20 protein-coding genes are annotated in these 16,592 nt (G+C 36.4%); 13 read left to right on the top strand and 7 right to left on the bottom strand.

All coding sequences use genetic code 11. The features are described 5' to 3' along the window. The first annotated feature begins 174 nt into the window (after positions 1-174). The 6 genes from groES to thpR all read left to right on the top strand — a co-directional run bounded on the left by groES (position 175) and on the right by thpR (position 4,397). Positions 175-474 (top strand): co-chaperone GroES, encoded by a 300-nt coding sequence (gene groES, locus ACYQ0O_RS06020; RefSeq protein ID WP_459891535.1) that lies wholly within the window; start codon positions 175-177, stop codon positions 472-474. A 22-nt stretch (positions 475-496) separates the two neighbouring features. After that, on the top strand, positions 497-2,128 hold the full coding sequence (gene groL, locus ACYQ0O_RS06015; protein ID WP_459891534.1) for a chaperonin GroEL: 1,632 nt from the start codon (positions 497-499) through the stop codon (positions 2,126-2,128). Positions 2,129-2,203: 75 nt separating this feature from the next. Next, positions 2,204-2,551 (top strand): Mth938-like domain-containing protein, encoded by a 348-nt coding sequence (locus tag ACYQ0O_RS06010; protein WP_459891533.1) that lies wholly within the window; start codon positions 2,204-2,206, stop codon positions 2,549-2,551. Between the two features lie 33 nt (positions 2,552-2,584). Continuing rightward, positions 2,585-3,112, top strand: coding sequence for a bifunctional adenosylcobinamide kinase/adenosylcobinamide-phosphate guanylyltransferase (gene cobU, locus ACYQ0O_RS06005; RefSeq protein WP_459891532.1), 528 nt, complete (start codon positions 2,585-2,587; stop codon positions 3,110-3,112). 4 nt (positions 3,113-3,116) lie between these two features. Further along, the gene (cobS, locus tag ACYQ0O_RS06000) at positions 3,117-3,833 is read left to right on the top strand and encodes an adenosylcobinamide-GDP ribazoletransferase (RefSeq protein WP_459891531.1); all 717 of its coding nucleotides are present in this window, start codon (positions 3,117-3,119) and stop codon (positions 3,831-3,833) included. Between the two features lie 12 nt (positions 3,834-3,845). Beyond that, on the top strand, positions 3,846-4,397 hold the full coding sequence (gene thpR / locus ACYQ0O_RS05995) for an RNA 2',3'-cyclic phosphodiesterase (protein WP_459891530.1): 552 nt from the start codon (positions 3,846-3,848) through the stop codon (positions 4,395-4,397). A 7-nt stretch (positions 4,398-4,404) separates the two neighbouring features. Here thpR and ACYQ0O_RS05990 read toward each other — a convergent pair whose 3' ends face one another. Then, entirely contained in the window at positions 4,405-4,863 is a 459-nt protein-coding gene (locus tag ACYQ0O_RS05990) for a hypothetical protein (protein ID WP_459891529.1), read from the bottom strand. 160 nt (positions 4,864-5,023) lie between these two features. Here ACYQ0O_RS05990 and ACYQ0O_RS05985 point away from each other — a divergent pair, with 160 nt between their 5' ends. After that, positions 5,024-5,635, top strand: a complete 612-nt coding sequence (locus ACYQ0O_RS05985; protein ID WP_459891528.1) for an L-threonylcarbamoyladenylate synthase — start codon at positions 5,024-5,026, stop codon at positions 5,633-5,635. A gap of 54 nt (positions 5,636-5,689) precedes the next feature. Here the strand turns inward: ACYQ0O_RS05985 and ACYQ0O_RS05980 are convergent, their stop codons facing one another. The 3 genes from ACYQ0O_RS05980 to ACYQ0O_RS05970 all read right to left on the bottom strand — a co-directional run bounded on the left by ACYQ0O_RS05980 (position 5,690) and on the right by ACYQ0O_RS05970 (position 9,706). Then, the gene (locus ACYQ0O_RS05980) at positions 5,690-7,417 is read right to left on the bottom strand and encodes an ArsB/NhaD family transporter (protein ID WP_459891527.1); all 1,728 of its coding nucleotides are present in this window, start codon (positions 7,415-7,417) and stop codon (positions 5,690-5,692) included. A gap of 99 nt (positions 7,418-7,516) precedes the next feature. Beyond that, positions 7,517-8,593: a PAS domain S-box protein gene (locus ACYQ0O_RS05975; protein WP_459891526.1), complete on the bottom strand. Its 1,077-nt coding sequence runs from the start codon at positions 8,591-8,593 to the stop codon at positions 7,517-7,519. Between the two features lie 87 nt (positions 8,594-8,680). Next, a complete protein-coding gene (locus tag ACYQ0O_RS05970; protein WP_459891525.1) occupies positions 8,681-9,706 on the bottom strand; it encodes an FAD:protein FMN transferase in 1,026 nt (341 codons plus the stop codon). A gap of 220 nt (positions 9,707-9,926) precedes the next feature. Here ACYQ0O_RS05970 and ACYQ0O_RS05965 point away from each other — a divergent pair, with 220 nt between their 5' ends. Genes ACYQ0O_RS05965 through ACYQ0O_RS05940 form a run of 6 tightly spaced genes read left to right on the top strand, consistent with a single transcriptional unit; the run spans position 9,927 to position 14,029 of the window. Next, on the top strand, positions 9,927-11,129 hold the full coding sequence (locus tag ACYQ0O_RS05965) for a homocysteine biosynthesis protein (protein WP_459891524.1): 1,203 nt from the start codon (positions 9,927-9,929) through the stop codon (positions 11,127-11,129). Further along, positions 11,113-11,841, top strand: a complete 729-nt coding sequence (locus ACYQ0O_RS05960; RefSeq protein ID WP_459891523.1) for a UPF0280 family protein — start codon at positions 11,113-11,115, stop codon at positions 11,839-11,841. Before ACYQ0O_RS05965 ends, ACYQ0O_RS05960 begins: the two co-directional genes overlap by 17 nt. A gap of 21 nt (positions 11,842-11,862) precedes the next feature. Beyond that, a complete protein-coding gene (locus tag ACYQ0O_RS05955) occupies positions 11,863-12,300 on the top strand; it encodes an NIL domain-containing protein (RefSeq protein WP_459891522.1) in 438 nt (145 codons plus the stop codon). Positions 12,301-12,319: 19 nt separating this feature from the next. Continuing rightward, positions 12,320-12,736 carry a PilZ domain-containing protein gene (locus ACYQ0O_RS05950; protein WP_459891521.1) on the top strand — a complete coding sequence of 139 codons (417 nt, stop codon included), beginning with the start codon at positions 12,320-12,322 and terminating at the stop codon, positions 12,734-12,736. After that, complete coding sequence (locus tag ACYQ0O_RS05945; protein WP_459891520.1) at positions 12,729-13,133, top strand: hypothetical protein; 405 nt, start codon at positions 12,729-12,731, stop codon at positions 13,131-13,133. Before ACYQ0O_RS05950 ends, ACYQ0O_RS05945 begins: the two co-directional genes overlap by 8 nt. Continuing rightward, the gene (locus tag ACYQ0O_RS05940; RefSeq protein WP_459891519.1) at positions 13,133-14,029 is read left to right on the top strand and encodes an AAA family ATPase; all 897 of its coding nucleotides are present in this window, start codon (positions 13,133-13,135) and stop codon (positions 14,027-14,029) included. The genes ACYQ0O_RS05945 and ACYQ0O_RS05940 overlap by 1 nt, the downstream gene beginning before the upstream one ends. A 164-nt stretch (positions 14,030-14,193) precedes the next feature. Here the strand turns inward: ACYQ0O_RS05940 and ACYQ0O_RS05935 are convergent, their stop codons facing one another. The 3 genes from ACYQ0O_RS05935 to ACYQ0O_RS05925 all read right to left on the bottom strand — a co-directional run. Beyond that, positions 14,194-14,556, bottom strand: a complete 363-nt coding sequence (locus ACYQ0O_RS05935; protein ID WP_459891518.1) for a response regulator — start codon at positions 14,554-14,556, stop codon at positions 14,194-14,196. 1 nt (position 14,557) lies between these two features. Then, positions 14,558-16,024, bottom strand: a complete 1,467-nt coding sequence (locus ACYQ0O_RS05930) for a sensor histidine kinase (protein ID WP_459891517.1) — start codon at positions 16,022-16,024, stop codon at positions 14,558-14,560. Then, on the bottom strand, positions 16,014-16,592 hold a 579-nt coding region (locus tag ACYQ0O_RS05925), incomplete at its 5' end, for a DUF202 domain-containing protein (protein WP_459891516.1). The genes ACYQ0O_RS05925 and ACYQ0O_RS05930, both read right to left, overlap by 11 nt.

The raw sequence follows: 16,592 nt of genomic DNA, 5'->3' as shown, positions 1-16,592 counted from the left end.
GTATTAGATAAAAAAATAAAAAATTTTGCTTTCTGCTCTTTACAACTAAAAAATCGGCTTTATATATAGAGGCGAACTTTGTGTAACAGGTTTATGTGTCAATTTGTTAGCACTCATAAAAGATGAGTGCTAACAATTAATTGGGATAGTTAGAAACAACAAAATAAAACGGAGGTGGAGGCTATGAAGTTAAAACCATTGCATGATCGTGTTTTGGTAAAGCGTTTAGAAGAAGAGGAAAAGACCAAGGGTGGAATCATCATTCCTGACACTGCAAAGGAAAAACCAATAAAGGGTGAGATCATTGCTGTTGGTCCTGGAAGGCTTACTGATGACGGGAAGAGGATTGAGATGTCTGTAAAGGTTGGGGACAAGGTAATGTTCAGCAAATATGCAGGGACAGAGGTAAAGATTGAAGGTGAAGAATATCTCATTATGAGAGAAGACGATATTGTTGCCATTATTGAAAATTAATTTTTAAAAGGAGGTGCTGAGTATGCCTGCAAAGGAAATACTATATAGTGAGACTGCTAGAGCAAAATTAAAGGCTGGTGTTGATAAGCTTGCAAATGCTGTAAAGGTAACTTTGGGGCCAAAGGGAAGAAATGTTGTTATTGAGAAGTCTTTTGGTTCTCCAGTAATTACCAAAGACGGTGTTACTGTGGCAAAAGAGGTTGAATTGGAAGATAAATTTGAAAACATGGGCGCTCAGATGGTAAAAGAAGTTGCCAGTAAGACCTCTGACATTGCTGGTGATGGTACCACAACAGCAACCATCCTTGCCCAAAAGATATTCAATGAAGGTATCAAGCTGGTTGCAGCTGGCAGAAACCCAATGATCATCAAAAGGGGAATTGACAAGGCAGTTGATGCAGTGGTGAAAAAATTAGAAGAAATAGCTGTTCCAACCAGAGATGAAAAGGACATTGCACAGGTAGGAACAATTTCTGCTAACAATGACCCAACAATTGGAAATTTAATTGCCGACGCAATGAGTAAGGTAGGTAAAGAGGGTGTAATAACAGTAGAAGAGGCCAAGGGCCTTGAAAACACCTTGGACTTTGTAGAAGGTATGCAGTTTGATAGGGGTTATCTCTCCCCATACTTTGTAACCAATCCTGACAAGATGACCTGTGAGTTGGAAAATGCATACATCTTGATCCATGAGAAGAAGATCTCTGCAATGAAGGATCTTTTGCCTGTGCTTGAACAAGTTGCAAAACAGGGCAAACCTCTTTTAATCATTGCTGAAGATGTGGAAGGTGAAGCCCTTGCTACACTGGTTGTGAACAAGCTAAGGGGAACATTGCAGGTATGTGCTGTAAAGGCCCCTGGTTTTGGCGAGAGAAGAAAGGCAATGTTGCAGGATATTGCTATCTTGACAGGTGGTCAGGTAATTTCCGAGGATTTAGGTATCAAACTTGAAAATGCTACTTTAAATGACCTTGGTGAGGCCAAGAAGGTAGTTATTGACAAAGAGAATACTACAATAATTGATGGTGCTGGTAAACCTGAAGATATCAAGGCCAGGGTAAACCAGATAAGGGCTGAAATTGATGAGACCACATCTGATTATGATAGAGAAAAATTACAGGAACGTCTCGCCAAATTGGTTGGTGGTGTTGCAGTAATCAATGTTGGTGCTGCAACTGAGACAGAGATGAAGGAAAAGAAGGCCAGGGTGGAAGATGCACTAAATGCAACCAGGGCTGCTGTTGAAGAAGGTATTGTTCCTGGCGGTGGTGTTGCCTTGATAAGGTGTCTTGAGGCTGTTGAGGCTGTAAAGGCAGCTGATGAAGATGAAAAGGCTGGCATTGAGATTATCAAGGCTGCTTTGACTGAGCCTCTTCGTCAGATCTGTGCAAATGCAGGTTATGAGGGTTCTTTAGTAGTTGAGAAGGTAAAATCTGAAAAGGACTCCTTTGGATTTAATGCAGCTACTGGAGAGTATGAAGACCTCTTAAAGGCTGGTGTAATTGATCCAAAGAAGGTTACAAGAATTGCAATCCAGAATGCATCTTCTATTGCATCTCTACTATTGACCACTGAGGCTGCAATCTGTGAAAAACCAGAAGAAAAAGATAAAAATATGCCACCAGCTCCAGGGGGAATGGGCGGCATGTACTAATAGATATGGATTTTAGAGGAGTTAAAAAGGCTGGTCTTTTAAGACCAGCCTTTTTTTGTTTTATGGGAGGGATATATGATGATTATCCAGGAATATAGATTTGGATATATGAAAATTTCAGGTAAGGGTTATACAACAGATTTGAAAATAATTGGGGATAAGGTCATATCCAATTGGTGGAGGAAGCAGGGACACAGGGTTTTTAAAGGGGATGTAGAGGATTTGATAAAAGAGGGTGTTGAAGTTATTATTATTGGACAGGGAGATCCTGGTATGATGAGGGTAGATACATCCCTTAAAAATTATTTGAAAAAACATAAAATTAAACTTATAGAAAAACCAACAAAAGAAGCCATTTTTGAGTTTAATAGGCTATATGATAACGGTATAAAAATTGGAGCGGGATTTCATTTGACCTGTTAAAATATTGTGTTGAGATTTAAAGGTGGAGAAAATATGAGCATGGAAACTATATTTATAATTGGTGGGTGTAAGAGTGGAAAAAGTAGTTTTGCTTTAAAATTAGCTGAAGAATATCGAAAAGTAAGAAAGATCTACGTGGCCACCTCTGTGGTAATGGATGATGAAATGAAAGATAGGGTTGAAAAGCACAAAAAGGAAAGGGGGCATGGATGGGAGACATTAGAATGCCCATACGACCTTCCCAGGGGTTTAAAGTCAATTCAGGATAAAAAATCAGTTGTGCTTGTAGATTGCCTAACAATGTGGATAAACAATCTCCTATACAGGGGAGAGGAAAAAGAGGAGATAGAAAGAGATATTGAGGAGCTTATAAAGGTTATAAGGGAGAATGAGGGCATTTTCATCTTTGTGTCAAATGAAGTTGGGATGGGAATCGTGCCGGCAGATGGAGTTTCTCGTAAGTATAGAGATATTGTGGGGATACTTCACCAAAAAGTAGCTCAAATAGCAGATAAGGTATATTTTGTGACCTGCGGTATTCCAAATCTCATAAAAGGATAGAAATATGCTAAAGAATTTTCTTGGATGTCTTGTGTTTTTAACCACCATCCCTATACCCAAATACTTAAAATTAGAGTTTTCCCCAGAGAAGATAAGGCCATATTTCCCAATGGTGGGTCTATTTATTGGTATTTTAGTGGGCCTATTTGATTTTTTCATGCAAAAAATTTTTCCAATTAGTACTGTGTCTTGGTTAGATGTGACATTGTTAATTGTTTTAACTGGTGGCCTCCATCTAGATGGTCTTGCAGATACTGCAGATGGAATATTTAGCCATAGACCCCTTGGGGAAAAGTTAAAAATAATGAAGGATTCAAGGATAGGAGCAATGGGGGTATTGGCCATAATTATTTTTCTTGGAATTAAATATTTTGGTATTAGGGATATTGGAAGTAGCAGGTTCTTAAAGATATGTTTGATCCCAGCCTATTCACGGGTTTCTATGTTAATTGCAATGAGGTTTTTAGGTTACTGTAGGGAGATGGGAACAGCAAAGGGGTTCTTTGAATCTCCAGTAAAACCAACAGAATTTGTTCCTTTTATTCCTATAATGTTGGCATCCATTTATTTGGGCAAGGGTTTTATCTTATTAAACAGTCTATTTTTTATTGTTACCTTTTTGTTGATTTGTTTTTACAAAAAGACCTTGGGTTGTATTACTGGGGACACCTTAGGTGGCATGTGTGAGGTTGTTGAATCTATTTTATTTTTAATCTTGTAGGAGAGAATACCCATGAGAATTTTTTTGGGAATCCCTCTTCCCAATGAATACAAGAAAATTTTAACACAAATAAAAAATAAGTGGTCAGATTCGCTGTATTCAAAAATTAAATGGACACAAGAGAAAAATTTTCACTTAACCTTATTTTTTATTGGTGAAGTCCAGGACATAAAGGTGGAAGAAATAAAAGATATAATAAAAACTAATTTGTCTCCATTTGTTTTCAAAGCAGGTGGTGGAGGATATTTCCCTAATATAAAAAGACCCAGAGTCATATGGGCTGGATGTGAAAAAGGGGGTAGGAAGTTGGTAGAACTCTTCCAAGATATCTCTACTTGTTTATCTTCAGTGGGAATTGTAGGAGATAGTAAACCATTTAGACCACACCTCACCCTTGGGAGGATAAAATACGCACACTCCAGAGACAATTGGGTGGAGCTAATAAAATATTTAAACGACCTTAGCTGGCCAGAGACGAAAATTGATAGGTTTATTTTGTGGAAAAGTACACTTAAACCAACTGGTCCAATTTATACACCATTAAAGGAATTTTACTTGAAATAGTCAAAATCTACACATAATCTCCGCGGCTTAGCCTTGCCTTCTCAGATAAGGCCATTATCTTAAGTTCATTGACAATATCTGTGACTTCTTCCTTGGGATCAATTTCACCCTCATTTAATTTATTTTCTATATGTGATAACTGGTCTAGAATTGAGTTCAGGGTATTTTCTGAATCCCTTAAATTGCCAGCAGAAAGATCCTGGGAATATTTTTCCCACTTATCCAAGCTAGATTCAATTTTATCCATAACTATACTTAAGCCTTGATTTTGTTTGAGTCTCAGGGCAGCCTCTAATTCCTGGAATTGGATTTTTTCAGTTGAGATAGGGGTAGTGGGGATTTTTTCTTGATCTTGGCTTATTTCTTTTTTTAAGAATTCATCAAATTCATTTGGGGATTTTTTCCTTGTCTTGTCTGGTGCTTGCAGTAAATTTTTTTCTATGTCACCTATCTTGATCTTTACCATCTCATCTCCTTTTGCAAAGGAAAATAGTTATTATTAACAGGGAAATCCTTTCCCTATCTTATTTATTTGATTTTAAAAAGCAAGAACTTTGCCATAAATTTAGTTAACCCAAGTTTTGACAAATTTGGGGAGAGAGTAAAAAACACTAGGAGGCGATAAATTGGTAAAAATAGACCATGCAGTTGATCTCATAAAAAAAGGTGGGGTAATTATTTTTCCAACTGAGACCCTATATGGCATTGGAGGAAATTCTCTGGATAAAAGAGCAGTTAAAAAGATATTTGAGATAAAAAAAAGACCCTTAAGTAAGGTCCTCCCTGTAATTATAGGCAATATTTCACAAATAGACTTCCTGGTTGAATCATTTGAGTATGTTCCAATGGATTTAATCTTAGACCATTTTTGGCCAGGGCCCCTATCAATTCTTTTCCCTGGAAAAAAAGATCTCCCAAAAGGTATTTTAAGTGGAAAAGGATATGTGTGCGTCCGCCTAACCTCCCATCCCATTGCAAGGAAATTGTGTGTAAAATCTGGTTTTCCTTTATTTGCAACCAGTGCAAATAGATCTGGCATGCCAAGTCCAAAGTCATTTGAGGAAATTGATGCAGATGTATTAGGTATGGTTGATATGGCCCTTAATTTAGGGCCAAGACCTTCAGGGGTCAATCCTTCTACAATAGTAAAGTTTGTTGAAAAGAATATAGTGGAAATATTAAGACATGGAGAAATATCCTGTGAAGACTTAAGAAGGGTAGGACTATATGTAAAATAAAAAAGGGAGGAAAAATCCTCCCTTAAAATTGTATCATAAATTTCACAAACATAATTATCCTGGACGTACAATAAGTAGCCATGCTTCTGATACAGCAATAGTCATGATCATGTAGGGAAAAGCTACTTTCATAAATTCCATAAAAGTGGTCCTATATCCCTTTGATTCAGCAATACCAATTGTAACAACATTTGCAGATGCACCTATTATAGTGCCATTTCCTCCGAAACATGCACCCAGGGCAAGTGCCCACCAAAGGGTATTATGAGCCTCTGGAATAACATGGGAGAGATAACCTACAATTGGTAACATGGTGGCTGTAAAAGGTATGTTGTCTATAAAGGCAGACATTATAGCTGCTACCCATAGGATAAAGGTGCATGCTGCCACAAAGTTACCCTTTGAGAGTTTTAAGATCCAATCAGCAACAAGGTCCAAAAGTCCCGTTGATTCAACAGCGGAAACTAACATAAAGAGAAAAATAAAGAACATAAGTGTTGGCCATTCAATATCCTTTTCAATAAGTTCCATTAGGTCAATTTTGTCCATGAGTACAGCTATTGTGACCAGAACAGCTGCACCAAATAGGGCAGCAATTGAAACTTCCATGTGCCAAATAGATTCAGTCAAAAATAGGAAGATTACAAATGCAAGTACGCCTCCCCCATATGCAAGTAACTTAGAGTCAGTTATTTTGTATTTTTCCTTTAATTCCAAAATATAATCATCTACATTTTCTACCTTTGCCTTGGCAAATTCCTTGCCCCATATAAGTTTAGTGTAGACCACAAGTATGATCATACACACCAGACATATTGGGGCCAGGGCCTCTACAAATTTTACAAAGCTTAAGCCTGCATAGGATCCAATCAATATGTTGGGTGGGTCACCAATTAGCGTTGCAGTACCACCTATGTTGGATGCCATAACCAAAGGAATTAAAAGGTGAAGGGGATTAATATTTAGGGCCACACATATTTCAACAGCCACACCAGTTAGAAGTAGCATTGTTGTTACATTGTCTAAAAAAGCAGAAGTAAACGCTGTAAAGAACATAAGGATTATTGACAACAAAAAGAAATTTCCCTTTGCAAGACTATAAGATTTATACGCACACCACTGGAAAATACCGGTGTTTTTCAGTACTCCAATTATTATCATCATTCCCATAAGGAGGAAAATAACATTCATGTCAATTGATGCAATAGCTGCCTCATAGCTCAAGATGTGGTACTGTGGATTAAAAGTCCCTATTGTATAAGATAAAATGAGCATGGTAGCTGCACCTAACATAGCAGCAATGGTCCTGTGGAGAAGTTCAAAACCAATGATTACATATACCAGAAAAAATACACCAGTTGAAACCCAGAAGGCTGGACCCAATACCCTTTTTAAGATAATATCTCCACTGAAATATATATTCTTATCCTTCATTGCCAGGGTCTTAGGGTCTAATTTTAATACTTCAGTTTTGTAACTTGCCTTAAATATCTCTAGTTTTATATGAAGAGACTTTAGTTCCTCTTTTGAGATGAAAAATCTTGATAAGAATTTTCCATTTTCAGCTGTTTCAAGCTCATCCACTTGTTTTTCCCCAAAAAATACCTTTACCTCTGCCTCGCCAACTGGTTCGCCGTGGGTATTTTTTATAATACCAGCGAGGTTAACGTAGATTGCATCTTTGTGTGGTCTTTTGGGTGGGGTAACGTTTCCATGGCTGGCCAGGGCCAGGGAAGAAGAAAATAGTAGTAATAACAGAATATAAACTAGCCTTTTTTTCATGAGTTCCTCCTATTTAGTTGGAAGATTTATAAGCGCTTGTTCATATTGTTGATTTTGGATTATGTCAAGAAAATGTTGTACAAATATTTTTTTAATGCATTATGATATGGAGTCAGTATCAATCTTACAATATGAAGATGATTTATCAATATCTATAATTTTAACACCTTTTACATATTCCTTAGTAGAGTAATGGGTTATATTTTCTAATTTATAGGTTATTTCTTTAACCCTTTCCAGTTGTCTTTTGAGCTCAATACAGTTTTCATCATTGGGATACTCATCTAATATTTCTCCAACTATAAACATCATATTCTGAAGGGGTTGATTCATTTCATGACAAGTGGCTCCAGCCATTTCCAATACCCCTTGTAGTTTTTCCCTCATGAGTTTTTCCTGAGCTGCTCTCTTTAAGTCAGTGACATCTCTAGCCACTGCAATTAAACAGTCCCTATTATCATACTGTATCTTGTGTGCAGACCATAAAACGTCTATTATTGAGCCATCTTTTTTCTTAAATTGCACCTCTGCATTACAGATCTTTCCGTATTTTTTCAAAAGGTTATGAAGTTCATCTCGTTGTTTAGGGTCTGCCCATATCCCAAGATCCATTGAACTTTTTCCTATGACCTCTTTCTTATTGTATCCAGTTGTGTCCAAAAATGCTTCGTTTACTTCCAAGTAGATACCTTCGTCCACGGTACTTATGACGATCCAGTCAGGTGACAGTTTAAATGCCTTTTCAAATTTTTCTTCTGATTTTTTTAGTTGTTCTTTGGCCAGTTGTTCCTCAGTGTTATCTAAGAAAAATCCAAGAATAGATTCTTTACCGTTATACAGAATAGAACATACACTTTCTAAAATATATTTTGTTTCTCCATTTTTGTCTTTGATTTTGTTTAAAAATGGTTTGTCCCTATCCCCTTTTAACATGGCTATGGCATACTGTCTCACTTCATCCCTGTTTTCCAAGGCTATTAATTCAATTGGGGAGATACTCTTCAGTTCACTAAATGAATATCCAGTTATCTTTTCAAATTGGGGATTTACATAACTAAATTGCCTTTTTGTAATAATATATATTCCTATGGGCGAATGCTTGAAAAGTAAAGATACCAATTGGGTGTTTAACTGGGGTCTTAGCCTTAGTTCATCTATATTATCTGTCTTTTCCATAGAGATCCATTGCTCCCCATTTATATTTTGTCAAAAGAAAGGGGCTAGATAGCCCCAAAACATTCCCATCAATTTTTTGTCTTTATTTTAAGTCTTAAATTTTTCCCAGGTATTAGATGAAAGACACCTTTCCCCATGGGTGACCATTAATATTGGAAGGTTTAGCTCATTTGCAACTTTCACTGCCTTTTCTGGGCTAAGGGCAAAAAAACCAGTAGCCAATCCATCAGCAAGACAGGCAGTCTTGGACATAACAGTACAACTGATGGTTCTTTGTGGAGATAGATCTAGATCTTTATCAATTATATGAAATATTTTCTTGGAATGGTCAAAGTAATTTCTGTAATTACCAGAGGTGGCAATGGCAAGGTGGGATAATTTTACTGTTTGTATATATTTCTTTTCCATATGGGGATCTTCTATACCTATTGTCCACTTCTGTTTACCATCTTTATCTCCTATTAGGCGAATATCTCCTCCAGCATCTATAAGGGCATGCTTTATTCCATATTTTGAAATGACTTCTGCTGCTTGATCCACGATATATCCTTTTGCAATGCCGTCCAAGGTAATCTTTGTCTCTTTGGACAGGGTAATTTTTTTGGGTGAGATGTGTATATTTTCCCATCCAACATAGGGTAAGATCTCTCTAATCTCCTCAAGTTGCGGGAATTTTCCGTGAACCCTGAGTTCTTCTTCAATTGTTTCCAATAGAGGCAAAATAGTGATGTCAAATTTTTCTGAACAGAGCTTGGCAATTGACTGGGATTTTTTAAGTAAGTCAGAAAACTCAGGTGGAACATCATTTAAGGTTTTGTTTTCGTTTAAGTAAGATATATGACTATTTGGATTAAATCTATCAAATATATCTATTAGCTTTTTCATTTTTGAAAAGGCCATTTCCTGTGCTTTAACCGCTCTTTCCTTTGACTGGTCATAAATAGTTATGGTCACATAAGTACTCATAAGGGGTAGGGTACGGGAGACCTTCTTTAGTTTATCAAATTCTCTGCTAAATACAGGTTCTACTGAAACAATGGAAAATGTACTTGCCGCAGTTAAAAGGCCTAGGATTTTTAGACAATCTCTTCTTGTATACCTTTTGTTTGCCATATTTTTTCCCTAACCTTTTTATGTTTTTTTTAGTCTTGTAAGTTAATATTGAGTTTCCTGTCAAGGAATATTAAAGTTGACCATTGATTTAATGTACATGTGTTATTAACAACTTGAAATGGTTTAAAAAAACAACTAATAGATTTTTATTGTTTTCTGTCTTAGTTTTTCTTACTATTTTTCCATTGTATAACTAATTATCTATACAGGAGTTGAAATTATGGGAAATTTTGAGGTGAAGAAGAGTATTCATGAGATAAATAAAAAGATCAAAGAGGGAAAGGCAGTGGTGGTTACTGCTGAAGAGATGGTGGATATTGTAAAAACTGAAGGGGTAAAAAACGCCTTCAAAAGGGTAGATGTTGTCACAACTGGTACATTCGGTGTAATGTGTTCTTCTGGAGCGTTTATAAATTTTGGTCACACCAAGCCCAAAATAAAGGCATCTAAGGTATGGTTAAATGATGTAGAAGCCTACGCTGGTATAGCAGCAGTTGATTGCTTTATAGGGGCCACCCAGGTCCAGGAAGATGATCCTTTAAATAAAGTTCATCCTGGCCGGTTTAGATATGGTGGTGGACATGTAATTGAAGACTTGATAGCTGGAAGGCAGGTTAAACTAAAGGCAAAGGCATATGGTACAGACTGTTACCCTTTAAAGGAATATGAGGCAGTTGTTACTATAAATGATTTGAGAGATGCCTTTTTATACAATCCAAGGAATGCATATCAAAATTATAATTGTGCAGTGAACCTCTCAAAGAGGACAATATACACTTATATGGGGGTCCTGAGACCAAACCTTGGGAATGCTACGTATTCCACTTCAGGGCAACTAAGTCCCCTTTTAAATGATCCTTTTTATTGGACAATTGGTGTAGGTACAAAGATTTTCCTTGGAGGGGCAGTTGGTGTGGTCTCGTGGAGGGGGACACAACATAACCCAAATGCAATGAGAGGGGAAAACGGAATTGTAAAAGAGGGTGCTGGGACCTTAGCTGTTACAGGTGATATGAAACAGATGTCTCCTAGATATATTAGAGGCGCCTCAATTCTAGGTTATGGGTGTTCGCTTATGGTTGGTATTGGAGTGCCAATTCCCATTATAAATGAGGAAATGGCCTATTTCACAGGTCAGTCAGATGCAGACATCTATTGCCAGGTGGTGGACTATGGTATTGATTATCCAAATGCAATAGATAGATCCCTGGGAGAGGTGAGTTATATGGAACTTCGCTCAGGAAAGATAAATGTAATGGGTAAGGAGATTCCAACTGCTCCTTTGTCCAGTTATTTTATGGCACGGGAAATAGCCTTAAAGCTGAAAGATTGGATAATTAAAGATAAATTTACCTTAGGTGAAGTCCAACTTCCTCTTCCAACAATAGATTTTAAAGGGTCCATTGATGCTGGTGATAGATAGATTCTACAGGGATTTTACCTCCACTAAGAGGTGGGCTACCTATAGGGTAAAAGTGGAATCATCGGACCTCTACATAAGGACAAAGGATGAATACTCTTCATTTGTGAAAAAGAAGCTCATTAAACTTAGAAAGGATATTGAGGCAGAGATAAGGAGATGCCCTGCGTTTTTGACTTCATTTGAGCCTATTTTGCCAAAATTCCACAATATTCCAGAGGTAGTAAAGATTATGTACAGGGCATCTGAGAAGGCTGGTGTTGGTCCAATGGCATCAGTGGCTGGCGCTATTGCACATATTATAGGGGAAGAGTTGTCAAAAAAGAGTGAAGAAGTAATTGTTGAAAATGGAGGTGATATTTTTATTAATGTAAAAAAAGAGGTGAAGATGACTGTTTTTGCAGGAGATTCTCCATTTTCAGGAAAGATTGGTCTAAAAATTTCTCCTGATATGTCTCCTGTTGGGGTATGCACTTCCTCTGGATCTGTTGGCCATTCCATGAGTTTCGGTAGGGCTGATGGATTTACTGTAATATCAAAGGATACTGCCCTAGCTGATGCAGTAGCCACAGGAGGGGCAAATAGGATAAAATCCAAAAATGATATAGAAAAAGCTATTGAATATGGCATGTCAATTGATGGAGTTTTAGGCGTGCTTGCAATATACAAAGATGTAATAGGGGCGAAGGGTATAATTGAATTCTGTGAAATATAAAAAATAAGAGAGAGTTAAATTATGGGTGAAAAAAATATAAAAAAAAATGTGCTGTTAATTTTTAGTAAAGATGTTATGTATAATCCTGTAATTTACAAATTGGCAGCAGACTTTAGGATAATATTTAATGTCTTAGAGGCAAAGATCTTTCCCCGTCAAGAAGGAAGGCTTATATTGCAATTAATTGGAACTGAAGAGCAAATTAATGAAGGGGTTAGTTATCTTATTGATGAGGGTGTTAAAGTAGAGGTCCTTGCAGAAAAGATTAAAAAGGATGAAAATGTTTGTGTGCACTGTGGTGCATGTCTTGCTGTTTGTAGGTCTGATGCAATATATTATGACAAGGCAAGTGCTAAGATTATGTTCTCTGCAGAACATTGTGTTGCGTGTGGACAGTGTGAATTAGTGTGTCCAGTGGGTGCTGTTAGGACAGCATCTATAGACATGGAAATAATATAAATTAAATAGGACGATTAATATGGAAGAATATCTTGAATTTGAACAAATAGATTCAAATACCTCTCCTTTGGACAGAGTATTTGATAATAAGTCTAGCTTTAGAAAAGAATATAGAATACAAACAGAAGGTAATATTGATGTTAGCTTTAAAGGTAAATTATATAAAGTGTCCAATTTATCTACAGCGGGATTTCAAATACTATTAAAAGATATAGATGATATAAATAGTGATACCAAATTGGATTTTAAATTATTCTTTGACAATGATGAAATAAATGGTGTATGTTTAGTGAAGTATATTGAAAAAATAGATCTAGACCTATTTGCTGCTGGAATAAAAATAGAATCTTTTTTAGATAAAGAGCAGAAGCAAAAATACGTAAGGTATGTAGAAAAGATACGGAATAAAGTGTTAGATGAGAAAACAGATGCCTAATAACAAAGAAAGTCTCTTAGAGGAAATTTTGACTTCATCCAATGGGGATTCAAAAGAGGCAAATGACCTTTTGGATTTTATTGAAAATTTGGCTTCAGACATGCTAGATGCAGGCCATACCCATGAGAAGTCGGTATGTGGAACAAAAAAAACAACAAAAAAGAAAGTCATTAAAAGGACTTATTATTTGAGGAAAGAGCTTATAACTCTTTTAAGTGAAGCAGAGAATAAACTAAAGGAAATAAAACATTCTAAAAGATTTATTTCCCAAAAAAGGGTGACAAAATCAAAGATCGTTAATTTGGCCCTTGAGTTGTTGCTAAACGATTTTGCAGAAAAAGGGGAAGACAGTTTTTTATTTAAAAGGCTTTTTGTCAAAATTCTGGAGAAAGATTGATGATAATTATTGAGTGCCCAAAATGCAAACATAAGCATAAGATTCCAAAGGAAAAGTTGCCAACCACCCCAAAGGTAGCTAGGTGTAAGATTTGTGGCCATAGGTTTTCAGTAAATTTTAAACAAAGAGATTCATCTGTTAGAAAGATTGGTGTGTGTATAAGCAAAGGTGGGGTTGGGAAAACCACCACTTCTGTAAATATAGCAGCTGGTCTTGCCCTTGGAGGCTACAGGGTGCTTTTAGTGGATACAGATACACAAGGACAATGCAGCTTTTTACTTGGAGTTAAGCCACCAGCAGGCTTAACAGAATTTGTCTTGGAGGAATTGCCCCTTGAAAAATGTCTCTATAGGGCAAGAGAAAACCTCTATCTCCTTGCAGGGGGTAGAGGGCTTGCTGGGGTCAAGCGTTTGATAGATAGGGAGTATTTTGGTGGGGAGAGGACCTTATCAGAGGCCATTTCAAAGATTCATGGTGATTTTGACTATGTGATTGTGGACACATCCCCTGGTTGGGATTCGCTATCTGTCAATGTTATGTTTTATGTTAATGAGGCATTAATACCAGTATCCTTGGAGATTATGACAATTCAGGCCCTGGCCCAGTTTTTAAAGACCATTGCCGGGATTCAAAAATATAGGCCTGAATTTGAGATAAAATATATAGTGCCCACATTTTTTGATATGAGGGTAAAGAAGAGGACCATGGCAATGTTGGAAAAATTAAAATCTCTTTATAAAGATAAAGTATGCGATCCCATTAGGTATAACAATATGCTCTCCCAGGCACCAATGTATGGAAAGACAATATTTGAATATGCCCCAGGGAGCAAAGGGGCCCAGGATTACAGACAGCTTGTAAAGAGAATATCCAATAATCCTGATTTGTTCAATTAATTAGTTATACTTATGAATTCATGTAGTTAACAGCCAATAAGATCTAGTTGAAAACCATAAAATATTATTGTACTCCTCTCTCTACCACGGCTAACCCACTTTTGGTTCTCTTTGGATGTAAGGATTTTGAATATTAGTAACTGCTAAAAGAATAAAGGTAAAGATTATTCACCAATTGCTTCTTTCACTCTTTTTTTTAGCTCTTTGATTTTTATAGGTTTTGGGAAAAAATCAAATACTCGTTTTCTGAGTGCCTCTATGGCTATATCCAAAGTAGCATAAGCAGTTATCATAATCACTTTTGTATCGGGATAGAGCTTATTTACTGTTTGTAAGATCTGCATGCCGTCTACCCCTTCCATTTTTAGATCAGTAATCACTAGGTCAAATTTTTTTTCTTTTATCCTTTCCAATGCCTTTTTGCTATCTACAAAGGTCTCTACTTCGTAGCCTTCCTTTGTAAGAGTCATTTCAGCCATTTTACATACTATTTCTTCATCATCTATAACTATAATGCTTTTTGCCATCCTATTCCTCCTTGTTTTTTGTATAAGCTGGTAATTCTATGGTAAAGGTGGTTCCTTTTTGTGGTTCAGATTCTACTGAAATTTTACCGCTATGTTGTTTTATTATCCCATAACTAACAGAGAGGCCCAGTCCAGTTCCTTTTGTTCCTTTTGTGGTAAAAAAGGGGTCAAATATATGCGGTAGGGTCTCAGGATTTATACCCATCCCAGTATCACGTACCTTTATTATAATTTTGTCCTGGTCTGGAGAAGGAAAAGCATCGATAAACAGTTCTCCTCCCTTGGACATTGCCTGCATGGCATTTGTATACAGATTTACAAGTACTTGCTGTATTTGATCTTCATCTATCTCAACATAAGGTAAATTCTTGGAAATCTTTTTGTGAACGTTAATATTTGATATCCGTAATTGATTCTCCACCAGAGATAGACTTTTTTCTATAACATCCTTTAAATTACATACCTTAAGTTCTGGTTTTTTCTGTCTTGAAAAATCCAGTAGGTTTCGGACTATTTTTTTTATCCTTTCTGCTTGTACCTGTATGTCCTGCATAAATTTTTTCTTTTCATCATCATCTAATGAATCATAATAAGTTAAAAATCCCTCTGAAAGCATGGATATGTTATTTAGTGGATTCCCTAGCTCATGGGCAACACCAGAAATAAGGACACCCAAAGAGGCCAATTTTTTTGCCTGTAGAAGCTGTTCTTCTCTCTTTTCCAGTTCCTTTGCCATCCGAGAAATGGCCTCTATAACTAATCCTACCTCATCTTGTACATTTGGTTGGATTTTTGAATACACTAATGACACATCATGGAAACGACCTTGAGCTACTTCATTGGTCATTTGCTTCATTTTTATTAGCTTTTTTGTGAGTACAGATGAAAAGTATCTCCAAGTCACCATATGGGCTAAAAATATACCAAATAGAGAAAAGAGTATTACAAGGGTCACATGATGAATTATTTTGTTTATCTTTTTCCTTTCTCGTTTTATTAGATGGATAGAAAGACTTGTTAATTTATGTCCAAACTCCCTCAGCTCATTCCCATATTCTTGATTATGAGAAGACTCTTTGATTTTTTGGATGGTTTTCAAATAATTGTTTAAGGTTTGGTTTAGGGTATTGTAAATATCTTTAGTCAATATATGGCTAAGGACATTTTTGTTTTTTTCCAATTCACTGGCAACAAATTTTCCTTTCTTATAGGCTTCTATTAAGCTACTTATGTCGTGATACAGAAAATAATTTTTCTCAGACTTCCTCATTTCTAAAAATGAGATGTTTATATTATCGAATAATTCAACAAACTTAACCTTTGAGAGGAGAGTGTGAACTGTCAAAAAAATAAATATGGATATAGAAGCAATAATGGTGGCTTCAATAAAAATAGCAAAGTTTATTTTTTGCCTTATAGATAACTTATTATTTAGGTCTTTTATGTAACGATAAAATCTATTCTTCATCACTAAATTCTCTGTCTGGTACAAATGATCCAAATCTAAGGAGTCTTTTTATCTCTTCTTCCCTTTTTTTGAGGGCCTTATAAGTTAATTCTGCCTCTAACTGTTTCATTACCTTTCTTTCATGGAAAAGGGTGTCTTTGAACATAAATGCCGCAATCCCTATTACACAAGCACCCATCAATATTATGGCAAAATCTAGTATTGTCCACCACCCCCATCCAAAGTATCGCATAAAACCACATCCCAATGCAATAAACCCAACACCGGTTCTAAGGTAAGAAAGCTCTGTTCTGATCCTTGCCATAATTGTTCTGTACTGGGCAAAGTTCGTCCTATTTCGTGCTAATTCTGTACGTCCTCCTGCCAGTCTAGTCCTGATTTCAGATAGCTGGGTGCGCATCTGCGCCCAATCAGTTCTTTTATTTGCAAGATCAGTTCTTTTTTCAGAGAGTTGAGTTCTATGCTCAGCCAGACTAGTTCTTTTATTTGCAAGATCAGTTCTTTTGTTTGCCAATTTTGTTCTATCATCAGCAAGATCAGTTCTTTTTTCAGAGAGTTGAGTTCTATG

The sequence above is a fragment of the Desulfothermus okinawensis JCM 13304 genome, assembly GCF_054654515.1.
Note: the sequence above shows the minus strand (reverse complement) of the source record. Positions and strands in the feature narration are given on the sequence as shown.

What these genes read in the sequence shown, in the direction of transcription:
- ACYQ0O_RS06010 (WP_459891533.1), top strand. Translation starts at nt 2,204, where the DNA reads ATGATGATTATCCAGGAATATAGATTTGGATATATGAAAATTTCAGGT.
- ACYQ0O_RS05940 (WP_459891519.1), top strand. Translation starts at nt 13,133, where the DNA reads ATGATAATTATTGAGTGCCCAAAATGCAAACATAAGCATAAGATTCCA.
- ACYQ0O_RS05975 (WP_459891526.1), bottom strand. Translation starts at nt 8,593, where the DNA reads ATGGAAAAGACAGATAATATAGATGAACTAAGGCTAAGACCCCAGTTA.
- cobS (WP_459891531.1), top strand. Translation starts at nt 3,117, where the DNA reads ATGCTAAAGAATTTTCTTGGATGTCTTGTGTTTTTAACCACCATCCCT.
- ACYQ0O_RS05970 (WP_459891525.1), bottom strand. Translation starts at nt 9,706, where the DNA reads ATGGCAAACAAAAGGTATACAAGAAGAGATTGTCTAAAAATCCTAGGC.
- ACYQ0O_RS05955 (WP_459891522.1), top strand. Translation starts at nt 11,863, where the DNA reads ATGGGTGAAAAAAATATAAAAAAAAATGTGCTGTTAATTTTTAGTAAA.
- ACYQ0O_RS05935 (WP_459891518.1), bottom strand. Translation starts at nt 14,556, where the DNA reads ATGGCAAAAAGCATTATAGTTATAGATGATGAAGAAATAGTATGTAAA.
- ACYQ0O_RS05930 (WP_459891517.1), bottom strand. Translation starts at nt 16,024, where the DNA reads ATGAAGAATAGATTTTATCGTTACATAAAAGACCTAAATAATAAGTTA.
- ACYQ0O_RS05945 (WP_459891520.1), top strand. Translation starts at nt 12,729, where the DNA reads ATGCCTAATAACAAAGAAAGTCTCTTAGAGGAAATTTTGACTTCATCC.
- cobU (WP_459891532.1), top strand. Translation starts at nt 2,585, where the DNA reads ATGAGCATGGAAACTATATTTATAATTGGTGGGTGTAAGAGTGGAAAA.
- ACYQ0O_RS05950 (WP_459891521.1), top strand. Translation starts at nt 12,320, where the DNA reads ATGGAAGAATATCTTGAATTTGAACAAATAGATTCAAATACCTCTCCT.
- ACYQ0O_RS05980 (WP_459891527.1), bottom strand. Translation starts at nt 7,417, where the DNA reads ATGAAAAAAAGGCTAGTTTATATTCTGTTATTACTACTATTTTCTTCT.
- ACYQ0O_RS05965 (WP_459891524.1), top strand. Translation starts at nt 9,927, where the DNA reads ATGGGAAATTTTGAGGTGAAGAAGAGTATTCATGAGATAAATAAAAAG.
- thpR (WP_459891530.1), top strand. Translation starts at nt 3,846, where the DNA reads ATGAGAATTTTTTTGGGAATCCCTCTTCCCAATGAATACAAGAAAATT.
- ACYQ0O_RS05990 (WP_459891529.1), bottom strand. Translation starts at nt 4,863, where the DNA reads ATGGTAAAGATCAAGATAGGTGACATAGAAAAAAATTTACTGCAAGCA.
- ACYQ0O_RS05960 (WP_459891523.1), top strand. Translation starts at nt 11,113, where the DNA reads ATGCTGGTGATAGATAGATTCTACAGGGATTTTACCTCCACTAAGAGG.
- groL (WP_459891534.1), top strand. Translation starts at nt 497, where the DNA reads ATGCCTGCAAAGGAAATACTATATAGTGAGACTGCTAGAGCAAAATTA.